The sequence below is a fragment of the Paractinoplanes aksuensis genome, assembly GCF_024137025.1.
GTDB lineage: Bacteria > Actinomycetota > Actinomycetes > Mycobacteriales > Micromonosporaceae > Actinoplanes > Actinoplanes aksuensis.
In genome coordinates this window covers 371,398-386,871 of sequence record NZ_JAMYJR010000001.1, presented here as the reverse complement: position 1 = coordinate 386,871, position 15,474 = coordinate 371,398, and the positions used below count along the sequence as shown (strand labels likewise).

The window sequence follows — 15,474 nt, the reverse complement described above, 5'->3', positions numbered from 1 at the left end:
CCCGGCATGCGTCGTCGAGACATGTTCAAGCTCGCCGCGGGAATTCCGCTCGCTGCCATGGGGTTCGGCGCTGACGCTGAGCCGCGCGGCCAGGTTGCCGGCCTGCTTGTGCGCGAACATCACCTCGTACGCCCGGGAAACCAGAAACGGCTGCGCGGGCTGGTGCTGCGGCTGCCCTGGAACACCGTGCAACCCACAGCGGAGACTGTGTTCGACGGCGCGGCCGAGGCCCTGCTCGACCAGGCGGAAGCGGCCGCCCCGGCCGACTACCCGTTCCTGAAGCTTCGCCTGCTGGCCGGGGCCGACTCGCCGCCGTGGGCGCTCGAGCTCGGTGACGGTCCGCTGGCCGGGTGGAAGGACCCGGAGGACAACAGCGAGCACACCGTGCCGCAGTGGTGGAACGACGACTTCCTCGAAGCCTACGAGGGTCTGCTGGTCGCGCTGGCCGACGTGCTGAAGCACAGGCCGCGCTGGGCCGAGGTGACGGTCTCGGCCACCTGCACGGTCTATGCCGAGCCGTGCATCAAGCAGCTCGGCGTGGCCGCCAACCGCGAGAAGGCGCTCGCGGTCGGCTACACCGACGACGCCGACCAGGCCGCCCTGAAGCAGGCGATGGCCGCCCACCACCGCAACCTGAGCCCGCTGGGCATCACCTCGTCGGTGGCCTACAACCCGTGGCAGACGATCGAGGACCGCGCGCTGAAGGTCTGCCCGGCCACCACTATCGAGCTGATGGACCACCAGAAGAACACCATGGGTGCGTACGGCGTGTGGGCCAACAATTCCCTCAGTGCGCGCTGGGTCGACGGCGTGCCGGTGCAGAACCGGCCCGACTACGAGGGGATCTATCAGCACATGGTGACGGCGGCCGGCGCCGGGCATCCGGTGCAGTTCCAGACCGCGACCCTGGCCAAGATCCAGGCCGCCGAGGGCTCGGTCTTCGCCACCGCCTCCTGGGCCGCCCGCAACAAGGCCGTCTCGGTCGAGCTGCCGCGCGGCTGGGAGCAGGACGAGGACGTCATCGACCTCGAGCGGGCCACCGAGCTCAACCGCCAGTTCGCGATCAACGCCGAGGCCACATGAACCTGCACGACGAAATCATCGAGGTCCGCCGCGAGATCCATCGCCACCCCGAGCTGGCCGGCGAGGAGCGCCGGACGGCCGGGCTGGTCGCCGACCAGTTGCGCGCGGCCGGGCTCGAGGTGACGACCGGCGTGGGCGGCCATGGGGTCGTGGCCGTGCTCGACGGATCGGCCGGCGGTCCGACGATCGCCTACCGGGCCGACATGGACGCCGTCGACGCCCGGGTCAACGTGCTGCCGATCCCGCCGTCGGGCCTGGTCTTCGACGAGGGCTTCGCCTCGCGCAACCCGGGCGTCGCGCACCTGTGCGGGCACGACCTGCACACCGCGATTGGCGTCGGCGTCGCCCGCACAATGGCCCGGAGCAGCGAACCGCCGCCGGGCCGGGTGGTGTTCGTCTTCCAGCCGGCCGAGGAGAACCTGCGGGGCGCCCGCGCGATGCTCGACACGGGACTGGTGCAACGCCTCGCACCCCACGAGTTCTACGCCCTCCACTGCAGCCCGTTCCCCACCGGCACTCTCGCCGTCTCGCCCGGGAACGGCCTGCCCGGGCTCGACCACGTGCGCATCGTGCTGCCGGGCGACACGGAGGCGGTCGCGGCGCAGGTGGCGGCGCTCGGCACCGTCGAGTTCCCCCGCAGCATCGACGAGTACCACGCCCACTTCCAGGCCGTGCTGACATCGGCGACCCAGGAATCCGTGAGCGTGGCCCACTGGAGCGACGACAAAGCCGTCGAGGTTCTGCTTCGGGTCTGGCCCCAGGAGCGCGGTCCGGCCCTGCGCGCCCACATCGAGCAACTCGCGGCGTCAGCCGGCGGCTATGTCGAGTACCCCGGCGAGCCCTTCCCGGCCATGGTCAACTCACCCGAACTGAGCACGGCGGCCGGCCACTACCTCACGAGTGCGCTGGGCCCGGACTCCGTCGCCTGGGCCCACGCGTCCTGGCCGTTCAACTGCGAGGACTTCGCCCTGTTCCTCGACGAGGCGCCCGGCGCCATGTTCTACCTCGGCGTGGCCGACCCCGAGGCCGGCATCAACGGCGCACCCCACTCCCCCGACTTCGCCGCCGACGAAAAAGCCATAGCCCACGGCGTACGAGCCATGGCCGGCCTACTGACCCACCGCCTGGCCCACCACTGAGGAGGAAGCGGCAGTGGCGGCCAAGCCGGCCCGCACACCGACTGACCGATCTTGTCGAGTTCGGCGAGGACATGCACCAGGTCCTGCCCACGGGCGAACTGATCGGCAAGGTCGTAGACCTTGTCGCGCTGCACGAACAGCTCGGACAGCCGCCCTTGGACAGCGTGACGCTGCTTGCGAACGGTTGAACGCGCGCGAATGCCATCGTCCAGCGTATGCGGCATCGACGCCCCGTCCACCAGCACAGGAACGACGGGGACGTCCAGTCCCAGCGCCACCCGGACTTCTTGCCGAACCCAGTCCTCAGGGTGGTCGATCCGGCGCTGCGCATGCTCGCCCTGAGCGCTCAGCCAGCGCGGGCCGATGATCACCAGGACCATCCGGGCGGCGCGCAGGGCCTCGCGGAGCCGGCCGGGCCAGGCGGTCCCCGGCTGGATCGAGGTCGTGTCCAGAAACGCGGCGTTCACGCCGAGGCGGTGGTCGAGCTGCAGCTTCAGCCAGTGGGCCCACCCAGCGCTGTCGTCCCGGCAGTAGCTCAGGAAGATCTCGTCCGCTGTCGGCACCCCGAGAAGCAGGCTACTTCAGTCCGAGATGGACCGGACCCCCGGCCGGGTCGGCCCGGCGCACCAACGCGTGCGGGATGCGGAAGACGCGGCCGGGGGCGGCCGGCCAGGCGAGCCGGGTGTGGCCGACAGCGTGACCGTCCTGCACGGCGGTCACGGTCGGGAAGCGGTGGTAGGAGTCGACCCAGGCCAGCAGGTGGCCGCGGGCGGGAGCCGGGCCACCGGGCGTGATCAGCTGTGGGGCGATCCAGCGCAGCGGGGCGTCGGCCACCAGCGCCACGCCACGGGGAGCGGCCGGGGCCCCGCGCAGGTGCGCAAGAACGGCCGTGGCCACGTGGCGGCCGTCGAGAGCGGCCACGTCGGCCGTGTCGACCGGGTGCAGCAGGTTGCCCGCCGCGAACACGCCGTCGCCGCTGGTGGCGAGCGTGGCGTCGACCCGTGGGCCCCGGGTGCCGGGGTCGAGCCGCAGGCCGCCCAGCCGGGCCAGCTCGTGATCGGGGATCCAGTCGGCGGTGGTGATGACGGTGTCGCACGGGACGCGGCGACGGCGGCCGGTGCGCAGATCCTCGATCTCGACCGCTTCGACCCGGCCCCGGCCGTGGATGGCGACGACCCGGGTGCGGGTGCGCACGGGCACGCGGAAGGCCAGGCGGCCCGGCCGGTCGAAGGCCGCGTACACCTCGGGCCGGTCGTATTCGCTCGTCATCAGGACCGTGCGGCAGCCGGCCTCGCGCAAAGTCAGCACGGCCGACCAGCTCACCTGCTCGGCCCCGATCACCACCGCGCGCCGGCCCACATCGCGATGGTGCAGGTGGACGAGCTGCTGCAGCTGGCCCGTCGTGTAGACACCGTCGGGACGGTCGCCGGGGATCAAACGGGCGGGGCGGGGGCGTTCGCGGGCGCCGGTCGCCAGCACCACCGCGTCGGCCGTGATCGTGCGGCGGCCGCGGGGCGACGTGACCTCCAGGGCGCGGTCCGCGGCCCATCCGGTGACCATCGCCTCCGTCTCCAGCCGAGCCCCGGCCCGCTCGGCCCTTTCGGTCAGGTGCCGGCCGTACGCGGGACCTGAGATGAACCGCCGCAGGTCGCGCATCCCGTAGCCCGGGTGGTCGCTGTGGCGCGGGATCCCGCCGGTCTCCCGCTCGCGTTCGAGCACGAGCACCGTCCCGTCGACCTGGGGCGCGAGAGCGGCCGCGGCGGTCAGCCCGGCCGGTCCGCCCCCGACCACGGCCACCCGCACGTGCTCGCTCATCGCGTCTCCCCCTCGTTCTCGATGAGCGCCTGCACCTCGGCGCCGCAATAGAAGCCCTGGCAGCGGCCGTTCATGGCCCGGGTCCGCCGCCGCAGGCCTTCGAGTCCGGCCGGCGGGATCGGCGAGGCGAACGCGTCCCGGATCTCGCCCCGGGTCACCCGCTCGCAGAAACAGACGATCTGCCCGTACGCCGGGTCGGCCGCGATCAGAGCGGCGTCCTGGTACGGCCTCACGCCGGCCTCGCCGATGTTCGGCATGCGCGGCGGCGGGGGCAGGCCGGGCCGGGCCGACACGTCCAGGTGGTCGGAGAGCAGCGAGACGACGTGCTCGGCGATCGCCATGCCCGCGGTGAGCCCGGTCGACCGGATCCCGCCGACCAGCAGGTAGCGCTGGTCCTCGTCGAGCGATATCAAATAGTCGTCGCGGTCGATGGCGGCCCGCAGACCCGCGTACGAGGCGGTGACCTCCTCGTCCAGCAACGTGGGCATCAGCTCGGCCCCCTTGGTGCGCAGGAAGGCGAACCCCTCCTCCGACGTGCCGGTGGCGGTGCGGTCGTCGAGGTCCTCAGCCGTCGGCCCCAGCATCACGTTGCCGTAGATCGTGGGGCTGACCAGCACGCCCTTGCCCACCTTGGACGGCACCGGGAGCACGATCACCGGCACCAGCGGCCGCGCCAGCTTGTCGAACACGAACAGCTCGCCGCGGCGAGGCGTGACGGTGAACCGGTCGTACCCGAAAAGCTCGTCGATCTTGTCGGCCCCGAGCCCGGCCGCGTTGATCACCCAGCGCGCGGCCACGGACGATCCGTCGTCGAACCGGAGAGCGCCGCCGGTGACACCCGTGACCCGCTTCCCCCGCAGCAGCGTGACCCCGCGGTTGACCGCGTCCGTGGCCAGCGCCAGATTCGTCGTCCAGGTGCAGATGATCGACTCGCCGGGCACGGTCAGCGCGCCCAGCGCCCCGGCGGCCAGCGCCGACACGCGGCGGTAGACCTCGTCCGCGTCCACCAGCCGGCAGGCGCGGTAGCCGTTCTTCTCCGCCTTCTCGAGCAGCGAGGGCAACGACGCGAGTTGCTCCTCGGTCCAGGCCACCAGCAGAGCCCCGGTGCGCTCGACCGGGATGCCCACTTCCGAGGCGTACGACCCCAGCAGGTGATAACCGCGGGCCACGAGCTCCGATTCGAGCGTGCCCGGCTTGGCGTCGAAGCCGGTGTGCAGGATCGCGGTGTTGGCCTTGCTGGTGCCGTCGCCCACGTCGTCGCGGCCCTCGACGAGCACGGTCGACAGCGGGGTGCCGCCGAGCAGCCGGGCGATGGCCGCGCCGACGATGCCGCCGCCGATCACGGCCACGTCGTAGGTCGGGTTCACTTCTGCCCCTTCGTGCCGGCGACGGCGTTGTTCCACCGTTCGAGGTGTTCCGCGGCGCGGTCGGCGGACCACGACGGTTCGTACGTCGCCGAGGGCTCCCACCCGCCGACCACCTCACCGGGCGTCACCGAGGGGTCCAGCGCCAGCCGGGCGCAGGCGGCCGCGCCGAGGGCGGTGGCGTGCGGCGACGGATAGATGTCGACCGGCAGCTGGGCCAGGTCGGCCTGGGCCTGCATCAGGACACGGGACCGGGTCAGGCCGCCGTCCGCGCGCAGCCGGGTCAGCGGGGTGCCCAGGTCGTCCCCGGTCAGCGTGACCAGCGCGGCCACCTGGGCCGCGATGCCGTCGAGCACGGCCCGCACGAGGTGCCCGCGGCCCGTACTCAATGTCATGCCGGTCAGGGCGGCCGTGGCCGACGAGTCCCACCAGGGCGCGGCCAGCCCGGCCAGCGCCGGCACGCACAACACACCGCCCGAATCCGGGGCGGCCACCGTGTCGAGCTGGTCGGCCCCGCTGATCAGGCCCAGGTCGCACATCCAGCGCACGGCCGACGCCGCCGTGTAGACCTGACCGTCCACGCAGTACCCGGTCCCGCCCCGCAGCTGCCACGCGACCGAGGTGGCCAGCCCGGCCCCGGACCGAGCCGCCGCCGGGCCCAGCTGGGCAAGCAGAAAAGCCCCGGTCCCGTACGTGCATTTGGCCGTCCCGGCCTCGAGGCAGTTCTCCGCCAGCAGCGCCGCCTGCTGGTCGACGATCAGCCCGGTGACCGGCAGCTCGCTCCCGAACGCCCGGGTCGTGCCCACGATCGCGTCGCTGGCCACGATCTCGGGCAGCTCCTCGCCGTCGAGTCCGAACAGCGAGAGCAGCTCGCCCGACCAGTCGACCGCGTCGAGGTCGAGCACCAGCGACCGGCTCGCCGTGGACGCGTCGGTGACGAACACGCCGCACAGCTGGTGCACGAGCCAGGTGTCAGTGGTGGTGACGACGCCGTCGGTGGTGCGGTGGTCGCGCAGCCAGCGCATCTTGGGTGCCGAGAAGTACGGGTCGAGCACGAGCCCGGTCAGCTCGGCCACCCGCGGGGCCGAGCCGGACCGGGCCGCGCACACGGCCTCGGCCCGGCGGTCCTGCCACACGATCGCCGGGCCCAGCGGGTCGCCCGTACTCCGGTCCCAGGCCAGCACCGTCTCGCCCTGGTTGGCCAGCGCGACCGCGTCCAGCGGCACCCCGGCCTCGGCGGCGGCCCACCGCCCGGCGCTGAGCACCGAGCCGAGCAGCTCGCGGGGGTCCTGCTCGACCCCGCCGCCGTCGAGGTAAACGGGGTGCAGCGGTTCCTCGACGGTCGCCAGGACCTGTCCCTTCTCGTCGGTGACGACGGCCTTGGTGCCGGACGTGCCCTGGTCGATGGCGAGGATGTGCATGCTCAGCTCCGGGCCTGGTCGAGTTCGTGGTCGATGGAGTGCATGTCGGGCATGTCGAGGGCCTGGCGGCCGCGGGTGACGAGCAGCGCGCCCAGGTAGACGCCGCCGATGACCAGCAGCACCAGCACGTAGAGCCAGGCGTCGCGGAAGCTGGTGTCGCGGAACAGGGCCAGCTCGAAGACGAGCCAGACCACGGCCACGGCCAGCACCGGCTTCTCCCAGCGGCCCAGGTCGAACTTGCCGTTGGCCGGCAGCGACTTCCGCTTGGCCAGGTAGAGCGCGATGGTCGCGGCGTAGATGACCGCGGGCAGCAGGGTGGCCGCGCCGAACAGGGTGAACAGCGCGTCCTCGGAGAACGCGGTGAACACGCCCAGGATGACCTCGGCCAGCACCACGTACATGACCGTGGCCTTCAGCGGCGTACGGAACCGGGGTGAGACCTGGTTGAGCTGCGACCAGCCCGGGAAGCGCTTGTCGCGCGACATGGCCCAGGTCAGGCGGGTGCCGGTCAGCATGATGACCAGACCGCAGGCAAAGATCGCAAGCACCACGAGTACGAGCAAAAGCGTGCTCACGACCGAGCCGAGCGTGCGTTCGATGACGTCGGCGATGGGCGTGCCCGACTCGGCCAGCGCAATCGGATCGCCGGCGGCCAGGGTCACCGCGACCAGGAAGAGGAAGCCGAGCACCCCCGAGGCCAGCACGGCCTGCCACATCGCCCGCGGCACCACCCGTTCCGGGTCGTTGGTCTCCTCGGCCAGGTTGGCCGCCGACTCGAAGCCGACGATCGTGAACGCGCCGAGCAGGAACCCCAGCATCCAGGGCCCGGCCGTGGTCCAGTCACCGAAGCTCCAGTAGCCCTCGGCCGGCACCGCGCCCTTGCTGAACAGGTTGCCGAAGTCCATCTGGCTGCGGACGGCGGCCACGATCAGCAGCAGCAGGGTCAGCAGGACCATGCCGACCAGCTCGGCGCTGACCGCCGCGTTGTTGACCTTCTCGGTCCAGCGGGTCGAGCCGGCGATCAGCAGGCCCTGGGCGAGCAGGATGACGGCCGTGATGGCCCAGGTGATGCCGCTGGTGGCCTCGTAGCTGAGCAGCACGGGCAGGACGGTGGAGGCGACCGTGTAGTCGACGGCGACGACCACGACGGCCAGGAACATGAACGAGATCCAGCCGATGATCCAGCCCAGGACCGGGTTGGCCAGCCGCGACGTCCACTGGTAGGCGTACCCGGTGACCGGGATGCGCGAGGCCAGCGACCCGATCACGAAGGCGACCGCGAGCTGACCCACGACCGCGATCGGCCAGGTCCAGATGCCGATCGGGCCCGAGGAGTTCAGGACCGATCCGTACGTGGTGAAGATGCCGGTCGCGATCGACACGAACGCGAACGCGACGGCGAACGACGCGAACTTGCTGGTCCGCCGCTCGAACGACGGCTGGTATCCGAATCTCGCGAGCTCGTCGCGGTCTGCACTCTCGGTCATGCGCGCCTCCCCTCTTCCCGGACATGGTATAGACCATGTGGTCGAGGCCACACGGTATCGTCCAGACGAGGTAGCCTGTCAACGGTGGCGAGCGAAATTTCCCGAGGCGCAACATCCCCGAGATACGTGGCGATCGCCGCCGAGCTGCGCGACCGCATCACCGGCGAGAAACTCGCCCCGCACACGCTGATGCCGTCCGAGCGCGAGCTCAGCGAGACCTACGCGGTCAGCCGCATGACGGCCCGGCACGCGCTGTCGCTGCTCGAGAGCGAGGGCTACGTCTACCGCAAGCCCCCGCGCGGCACGTTCGTGGCCGAGGCCCGGGTGCCGTTCCACATCGGCAGCTTCTCCGACGAGATCATGCGGGCCGGCCGCCGTCCCGCCGCCCAGCTGCTGTGGGCCGAGGAACGCGAGCCCACGGTCTCGGCCAAGGCCGCACTCGACCTGGCCGGCGGCGAGAAGGTGCACGCCCTGCACCGGCTGCGGTTCGCCGACGACGAGCCGATCGCGCTCGAGACCACGTACTTCGCGGCCGCCCTGACCCCGGGTCTGCTCGGCCAGGCGCTGACCGGCTCGCTGTGGGAGCTGCTGCGCGAGCACTACGGGGTCGTGCCGGTGAGCGCCAGTGCCACCATCCAGTCGATCGTCATCGACGACGCGTCGTGCGCCCGGCTGCGGGTCCGCAGCGCGTCGGCCGGCATCCTGCTCACCCGGTCCACGTACGACGAGGCGGGCCGCTGCATCGAGTTCGCCCGCGACGTCTACCGGGCCGACCGGGCCTCCTTCGAGGTGGAGGCCCGGATCCCGGTGCCGTTGACCTGATCGCACCGGCGACCCGCTGGGTCAGAGCGCTTCCCGCTCGGAGCGCCTGCAGATCGTAAGATGGGGTCACGCATCGCCGCTCAGCTGGAGGCCCCGTTGACTGGTCGCGGCACGCCTCGACGGGTTTTCGTGTCGCATACCAGTGAGCTGCGACGGCTGCCGACAGGCCGCTCCTTCGTCGACGCAGCCGAATCGGCGATCAAGAAGGCCGGCGACGCCGTTGTTGACATGACGTACTTTCCGGCCCAAGACCTACCACCGGCTCAAGTCTGTCGCGACGCGGTCACGGCCGCCGATGTCTACGTGCTGGTGGCCGGTTTTCGATACGGGTGCCCGGTCCGCGACCAGCCGAACGTGTCCTACACAGAATTGGAGTACGCCACCGCAGACAAGGCCGGGCGCCCGAAGCTCGTGTTCCTCCTGAGTGAGCAGACACAGGGGCCGCGCGAGCTGTTCGCTGATCCGAAGTACTGGGATAGGCAGGAGGCTTTCCGCCTTCGACTGCCGCACAGCGGAGTCGTCACTGCGACCGTGTCCACGCCGGCCGAGTTGGAAACAGCGCTCTTGCACGCGCTGAACACGCTTCCTCGACCGGCGCCGCAGCTGACGGTGGGCGAGGAACCGCCGGTTGCCCAGATCTGGACCGTCCCTGCCCGATTCGCACAGTTCAGCGGGCGGACCGACCTGTTGCACCGAACCACCGAGGCTCTTGGCTCGAACCGATCGGCGGTGTACGTGCTGTACGGCATGGGCGGTGTGGGCAAGACCACCACCGCAATAGAGTTCGCGCACAGGAATGCCGATGCCTACGACATCGGCTGGTGGGTGAACGCGGAGGACCCGACGCTGATACCGGATCAGCTGGCCAGTCTCGCCCGTGCGATTGGCGTGGTCAGCCCGACCGACCTGGTCGAGGTTGCGTTGGCCCGTTTGTTCGGATTGTTGCGGCGACGTCGCCGATGGCTGCTGATCTTTGACAACGCCGACGACCCCGCCCGGTTGGCGCGGTTCATTCCAGGCGGCGAGGGACATGTTCTGATCACCTCTCGCAATCCGGGCTGGTCCAATCTCGCGACCCGGACCGAGGTCGAGGTTTTCAATCGCGTCGAATCGATCGGCCTCCTCCGGGCCAGGGTCACGGGGCTGTCCGCCGGCCAGGCCGGTCGGGTCGCGCAGGCAGTGGGTGATCTGCCTTTGGCCGTCGATCAAGCGGCTACCCTGCTCGCCGATCCGTCCCTGAGCGTCGACGACTACCTGAAACTTCTTGCCCAGCGCGGCAGCGAGGTATTGGACCGCGGGCACGGCGCTGGATACCCGATCTCGGTAGCAGCGTCATGGACGGTGTCGTTCGCCCGGCTCCATGCCGATGACCCGGCGGCGTTGCAGCTTCTTACTCTGTTGGCTTGGCTGGCTCCCGAGGCGGTGCCACGAACTTTGGTCACCGCCAATCCGTCCGTGCTACCGGAACCGCTTTCGACGACGATGAGTGATCCGCTTCGGGTCTCCGACCTGACCCGCCTCATCCAACGGCGGAGCGTCGCCCGATCAGGCGGCGACAGCTTGACGCTTCACCGCATTCCCGCCGCGCTGCTGCGCGAGCGAACCAGCGCCGATCTGATGGAGTTGGGCGGTTGGAAAACGGTCGCGGTTCGACTGCTGTGGGAGGCGGTGCCGAAGAACCCGGCCGACAACATGGCGTCGTGGCCGATATGGCAAAGCCTGATAGCCCATGTGCTCCACGTCTGCGACGGCGACATGCCACCAGATCTCGACGTACTGCACAGACTACTCAACGTTGCCGCCACCTACGTTCATGCGCGAGGGGAACCCCGCTCTGCCTTACCGCTGTTCGAGCGCGCTTACACGATGAAGTCGGATCAGCTTGGTAGCGACCACCTCGAGAGCCTGCGCTCAGCTCACGATCTCGCCCACAATCTACGGGAAGTGGGTGACTACCAGCGGGCGCGTGCTCTGGGCGAGGACACATTCGGCCGGCGCAAGCGGATCCTTGGCGACGATCACCTCGATACTCTGAGTTCAGCGGCCAGCCTCGCCAACCTCTTGCGCGAGACCGGGGATCTTCTGACGGCACGAGCGCTGAACGAGGACACACTTACTCGACGACAGCGGATCCTCGGCCACGACGATCCGGAAACACTGAACTCGGCCAACAGCCTCGCCAATGATCTGTGGCAAGCGGGCGAGTACGACCGGGCACGGGATCTGAACGAGGACACCTTTGCCCGGAGGCAGCGAATTCTTGGTCGTGACCACCCCAGCACCATGCGCTCGGCCAACAACCTTGCCAGCGATTTGCGGGAACTGGGCGCGATCGAGGCAGCGCGAAAGCTGGATGAGGACACGCTGACCCAGCAACGGCGGGTCCTTGGCGACGATCACCCGGACACCATGCGTTGCGGCACCAATCTCGCCGAGGATTTGCGTCGACTGGGCGAACACGAGCAGGCCCGATCACTCGATGAGGACACCTTGACTCGCCAGCGACGAGTCCTCGGCGACGATCATCCGGACACGTTGCGCTCCGCCACCAATCTCGCCGAGGATTTGCGACGAGCCGGCCTCCACGAGCAGGCTAGAGCACTGGATGTAGACACCCTCGAACGTCGGCGACGCCTCTTCGGCGACAGCCACCCCGACACGCTTGTTTCGGCTCGCAACGTCGCCCATGATCCCGGAACGGCCGAAGACCGTTGAGGTACCGGCTTCTGGGGCCCGACAAATGGTTCCAGCGACGTGTGTGCGGCCGGGCATGCACGGCGCTGGGTCCACGCCGATCAGCGGATCGGCACGACACGGCTCAGCCCGTTGCGGCCAGCATGTCGTCGTAGTGCTGGTTGCGCATGACGCCGAGGATGTTGCCGAACGGGTCGAGGACGGAGGCGGTCACGTAGCCGGGGCCGCGCTCGGTCGGCTCGTCGTGGTTGGTGGCGCCCAGATCGAGCAGGCGCTGGTAGGCGGCCTCGACGTCGTCGACGGCCCAGTAGACGACCGCTCCGGCCGGTCCGGCGCCGTGCGGGTGCGGGCTGAACTTGCTGTCGAGCAGGCCGAACTCGTGCTGGTAGTCGCCGACCCGCCATTCCAGGTAGGGGCCGCGGTCGAAGTACGGCTCGAGCTCGAACACCTGGGTGTACCAGGCCCGGGCCGCGGCCATGTCGTCGGCGAAGAGGGTCACGGTGGTCAGTCCGCGAAGGGCTGCTGCAGAAGTCATGAGTTCATCGTGCGCCGTTAAGTGCTCACCTTCTGAGCACTTTTCCGGGCAGAATTCCGGGCATGCGCGCCGATCGTCTTGTCGCCGCCCTGCTGCTCATGCAGAACCGGGGCCGGGTCACCGCCGCCGAACTGGCCACCGAGCTGGAGGTCTCGGTGGCCACGGCCCGCCGCGACCTCGAGGCCCTGTCGGCGGCCGGCATCCCCGTCTATCCGCAGCCCGGGCGGCACGGCGGCTGGCAGCTCGTCGGCGGCGCCCGCACCGACCTGAGCGGGCTCACCGCGGGCGAGGCGCAGGCGCTGTTCCTGCTGGCCGGCCCGGCCGCGGCCGGCTCCGACGAGCTCAAGGCGGCCCTGCGCAAGCTGACCCGGGCCCTGCCCGAGACGTATCGCACCGAGGCCCGGGCCGCGGCCGACGCCACGATCACCGACCCGGCGCGCTGGGGCGAACACACCCGGGACCGCCCGGCCGCGGTGACCACGCTCCAGTCGGCGGTGGTCCGGCGCCGCCGCGTCCGGTTCCGCTACAAGGACGTACGCCGCGAAGTGGACCCGTGGGGCCTGATCGACAAGGACGGCCTCTGGTACTTGATCGCCGGCACCGCGAAGGGGCAGCGCACGTTCCGCCTCGACCGGGTGGCCGATCTTGAGGTGACCACCGAGACGTTCGAGCGCCCGGATGACTTCACCCTCGACGCGGCCTGGGACACGGTGGTCGGCCTGATCGAGCAGCGGCGCTCGAGCACGTGGGCCACGCTGCTGATCCCGGAACGGTTCCTGTGGGTGCTGCGCGACCACTTCGGCCGCCACTGCGAACCTGGCGACCGGCTCGACGACGGCCGGGTCCGGGTGCGGGTCGGCGCGCCAACCCCGCGCGACATCGCTCGCACGCTCTCCGGGTGGGGCTCGGCCGTCGAGGTGCTCGAACCTTCCGCCGTACGGGAAGAATTGGCTCGCATCGGGGCCGAGCTCACGACGCTTTACGCTGCGTCATGAACAGGGCCACGGCGTCGATGACGTAGCTGTACCGCAGCGACCAGAGCAGGTCGAAACTGTGCCGGCCGCCCGGCAGCTCGACCAGCCGGACGTCGCCCGGCTTGGCGGCGAAGTCGCGGGTGTCCTCGACCAGGGTCAGGCTGTCGTTGGTGCCGTGCAGCAGCAGGAACGGGGGCGCGTCGCCGATCCGCTCGGTCGGGGACGAACCGGGTCCGGCGCTGCGCCCGTAGTAGCCGCCGAACCCGATGACACCGGCCACCGAGGTGTCGGCGCGCTCGAAGCCAGGCTGGAACTCGGGGTCACCCGGGGTCAGGCCCAGCATCGAGGCGAGGTTGGCGCCGGCCGAACTGCCGGAGGCCACGACCGTACGGGAATCGCCGCCGTAGTCGCCGATGTGGGCCCGCACCCAGGCGATCACGCGCTTGGCGTCGATCACGAAGTCGGGGTAGGCGGCGGCCGGGGCCAGGCGGTAGTTGGCGCTGACGCACACGAAGCCACGCCCGGCGAGCTCGTTGAGCATGGCCTGGGCCTCCCACTTCTTGCTGCCCATCCGGAAGCCGCCGCCGTGGAAGTACACGAGCACGGGCGCGCCCTCCGGACGGTCGCGGCGGTGATAGACGTCGAGCCGGTTGCGCCTACCGGCGTCTCCGTAGGCGAGATCGGCCACGCGGGCGACATCGCGTCGTCGCACGGCCCACGGCGCCACCGGGATGCGCAGCCACGGCCGGCGGCTCGGGGGCAGGTTCAGGGCCTTGCGCGTACGCCGGGCCCGCGCGACCAGCACGGCCAGGCCGCCCGTCGTCAGGATCGCGACGCCGACGCCGACGGCGGCCGGCGCCCCGGGCGAGGTCAGGGCACCCTGCCCGTACGCGAGGATCGTGCTCGCCGCCAGCATGAAGAACGCGAGGAACGGCTGCTCGTTGATCAGGAACGACGCCCAGTGCCCCCAGGCCGGACGCGGATTGATCAGCGCCACCGTGGTCGCGAAGGCCAGCAGCGCGACGGAAAAGAAGTAGCCGTACGGCATCAGTTTCTCCTTGGGATGAGAGCCAGGGCGGGCAGCGTCGCCACCGCGGCCAGGACGAAGACCAGTTCGACGCCGAACGGGCCCACCAGCAGACCGCCGACCAGGGCACCGGCCGCCATTCCGAGGTCGTAGGCGATGTTCCAGGTCGCGCTGACCGTGTCCTCGCCACCGGGCGGCAGGCTGTCGTACATCAGGGCCAGCGTGGCGTTCTGAAGCAGCCCGAAGCCCACGCCGAAGAGCACAGCGGACGGCACCGCGGCGACGGCCAGTCCGGCCGTTCCCACCGCGACCAGGACCAGCCCGGGCACGAGCAGCCGGCGATGGCCGTAGCGGTCCCCCAGCCGACCCGCGACCCAGCGCGCGGCGGTAGCGGCCGCGGGCTGCACCAGCAGCGCCGTCGCCACGACCCCCTGGTGGCCGGCCAGCGGCAGGAAGGTCACGAAGACCCCGACGGCCGAGGTCGACGCGGCGAAGATGACGGCCGGGCGGGCCAGCGCGTTGTGCCATGCGGGGCTGCTTTCGGCCGATGTGGACCGCCGGGGAAGGCCAGGCACCGAGAGCAGGGCGAGCAGCGTGATCAGGGCGGTGGTGACGAACACCGGTCCGAAGCCCCAGCGGTGCGCGGCCCACACTCCGGCCGGCAGCGCGAGCAGGCTCGAAACGCCGCTGACCAGCCCCACGAAGGCCAGCCCCTGTCCGCGCCGGTCGGGCGGGATCAGCTTCGCGGTCAGCGCTCCCCCGGCCACTGTGCAGATCGCGAACCCGAGCCCGCGCAGCACACAGACCGCGAGGACGACCGCCGGCTTCGCGCTGACGGCGAGGACGATCGTCGGGGCGCCGAGCAGGATCAGCCCCAGGGCGAGCGCCGCGCGGTAGCCGATCCGGCTCACCAGACGCGGGGTGGCCACTTCGCCGACCACCGTGGCCAGCAACAGGGCCACCGTGGCGAGGCCGGCGCCGCGCCCCGAACCGGCCAGCATCGGCACGACCGACAGCGGCAGGAAGAAGCCGACGGACGCGCCGAGGATGGACCCGGAACGCAGCAGCAGCGGGCGCGTGATCAGTCGGCTGTGGACCGTGGCGGTGGTCATG

12 protein-coding genes and 1 pseudogene are annotated in these 15,474 nt (G+C 70.7%); 5 read left to right on the top strand and 8 right to left on the bottom strand.

What is annotated here, in order from left to right:
• Positions 1-6: 6 nt before the first annotated feature.
• Positions 7-1,083, top strand: coding sequence for a hypothetical protein (locus M1L60_RS01835; protein ID WP_253235462.1), 1,077 nt, complete (start codon positions 7-9; stop codon positions 1,081-1,083).
• On the top strand, positions 1,080-2,222 hold the full coding sequence (locus tag M1L60_RS01830; RefSeq protein WP_253235461.1) for a M20 metallopeptidase family protein: 1,143 nt from the start codon (positions 1,080-1,082) through the stop codon (positions 2,220-2,222). Before M1L60_RS01835 ends, M1L60_RS01830 begins: the two co-directional genes overlap by 4 nt.
• A gap of 221 nt (positions 2,223-2,443) precedes the next feature.
• On the opposite strand, the pseudogene M1L60_RS01825 reads toward M1L60_RS01830, so the two are convergent.
• From M1L60_RS01825 to M1L60_RS01805, 5 genes and pseudogenes are all read right to left on the bottom strand, one after another.
• A pseudogene (locus M1L60_RS01825) lies at positions 2,444-2,785 on the bottom strand (toll/interleukin-1 receptor domain-containing protein); the annotation flags it as partial.
• Positions 2,786-2,798: 13 nt separating this feature from the next.
• Positions 2,799-4,037 (bottom strand): NAD(P)/FAD-dependent oxidoreductase, encoded by a 1,239-nt coding sequence (locus M1L60_RS01820; RefSeq protein ID WP_253235460.1) that lies wholly within the window; start codon positions 4,035-4,037, stop codon positions 2,799-2,801.
• A complete protein-coding gene (locus tag M1L60_RS01815) occupies positions 4,034-5,404 on the bottom strand; it encodes an NAD(P)/FAD-dependent oxidoreductase (protein WP_253235459.1) in 1,371 nt (456 codons plus the stop codon). Before M1L60_RS01815 ends, M1L60_RS01820 begins: the two co-directional genes overlap by 4 nt.
• On the bottom strand, positions 5,401-6,822 hold the full coding sequence (locus tag M1L60_RS01810; protein WP_253235458.1) for an FGGY family carbohydrate kinase: 1,422 nt from the start codon (positions 6,820-6,822) through the stop codon (positions 5,401-5,403). Before M1L60_RS01810 ends, M1L60_RS01815 begins: the two co-directional genes overlap by 4 nt.
• Before the next feature lie 2 nt (positions 6,823-6,824).
• Positions 6,825-8,309, bottom strand: a complete 1,485-nt coding sequence (locus M1L60_RS01805; RefSeq protein WP_253235457.1) for an amino acid permease — start codon at positions 8,307-8,309, stop codon at positions 6,825-6,827.
• Between the two features lie 126 nt (positions 8,310-8,435).
• On the opposite strand from M1L60_RS01805, the gene M1L60_RS01800 reads away from it, so the two are divergent.
• On the top strand, positions 8,436-9,131 hold the full coding sequence (locus M1L60_RS01800; protein WP_253235456.1) for a GntR family transcriptional regulator: 696 nt from the start codon (positions 8,436-8,438) through the stop codon (positions 9,129-9,131).
• 129 nt (positions 9,132-9,260) lie between these two features.
• Positions 9,261-11,846, top strand: coding sequence for an FxSxx-COOH system tetratricopeptide repeat protein (gene fxsT / locus M1L60_RS01795; RefSeq protein ID WP_253235455.1), 2,586 nt, complete (start codon positions 9,261-9,263; stop codon positions 11,844-11,846).
• A 103-nt stretch (positions 11,847-11,949) separates the two neighbouring features.
• Here fxsT and M1L60_RS01790 read toward each other — a convergent pair whose 3' ends face one another.
• The gene (locus M1L60_RS01790) at positions 11,950-12,360 is read right to left on the bottom strand and encodes a VOC family protein (protein WP_253235454.1); all 411 of its coding nucleotides are present in this window, start codon (positions 12,358-12,360) and stop codon (positions 11,950-11,952) included.
• Between the two features lie 62 nt (positions 12,361-12,422).
• Here M1L60_RS01790 and M1L60_RS01785 point away from each other — a divergent pair, with 62 nt between their 5' ends.
• Positions 12,423-13,355, top strand: coding sequence for a helix-turn-helix transcriptional regulator (locus tag M1L60_RS01785; RefSeq protein ID WP_253235453.1), 933 nt, complete (start codon positions 12,423-12,425; stop codon positions 13,353-13,355).
• Here the strand turns inward: M1L60_RS01785 and M1L60_RS01780 are convergent.
• Positions 13,330-14,382: an alpha/beta hydrolase gene (locus M1L60_RS01780; protein ID WP_253235452.1), complete on the bottom strand. Its 1,053-nt coding sequence runs from the start codon at positions 14,380-14,382 to the stop codon at positions 13,330-13,332. The genes M1L60_RS01785 and M1L60_RS01780 overlap by 26 nt on opposite strands.
• Complete coding sequence (locus tag M1L60_RS01775) at positions 14,382-15,473, bottom strand: MFS transporter (protein ID WP_253235451.1); 1,092 nt, start codon at positions 15,471-15,473, stop codon at positions 14,382-14,384. Before M1L60_RS01775 ends, M1L60_RS01780 begins: the two co-directional genes overlap by 1 nt.
• Between the last annotated feature and the right edge of the window lies 1 nt (position 15,474).

What these genes read in the sequence shown, in the direction of transcription:
- M1L60_RS01820 (WP_253235460.1), bottom strand. Translation starts at nt 4,037, where the DNA reads ATGAGCGAGCACGTGCGGGTGGCCGTGGTCGGGGGCGGACCGGCCGGG.
- M1L60_RS01830 (WP_253235461.1), top strand. Translation starts at nt 1,080, where the DNA reads ATGAACCTGCACGACGAAATCATCGAGGTCCGCCGCGAGATCCATCGC.
- M1L60_RS01810 (WP_253235458.1), bottom strand. Translation starts at nt 6,822, where the DNA reads ATGCACATCCTCGCCATCGACCAGGGCACGTCCGGCACCAAGGCCGTC.
- M1L60_RS01790 (WP_253235454.1), bottom strand. Translation starts at nt 12,360, where the DNA reads ATGACTTCTGCAGCAGCCCTTCGCGGACTGACCACCGTGACCCTCTTC.
- M1L60_RS01775 (WP_253235451.1), bottom strand. Translation starts at nt 15,473, where the DNA reads ATGACCACCGCCACGGTCCACAGCCGACTGATCACGCGCCCGCTGCTG.
- M1L60_RS01805 (WP_253235457.1), bottom strand. Translation starts at nt 8,309, where the DNA reads ATGACCGAGAGTGCAGACCGCGACGAGCTCGCGAGATTCGGATACCAG.
- M1L60_RS01785 (WP_253235453.1), top strand. Translation starts at nt 12,423, where the DNA reads ATGCGCGCCGATCGTCTTGTCGCCGCCCTGCTGCTCATGCAGAACCGG.
- M1L60_RS01780 (WP_253235452.1), bottom strand. Translation starts at nt 14,382, where the DNA reads ATGCCGTACGGCTACTTCTTTTCCGTCGCGCTGCTGGCCTTCGCGACC.
- M1L60_RS01835 (WP_253235462.1), top strand. Translation starts at nt 7, where the DNA reads ATGCGTCGTCGAGACATGTTCAAGCTCGCCGCGGGAATTCCGCTCGCT.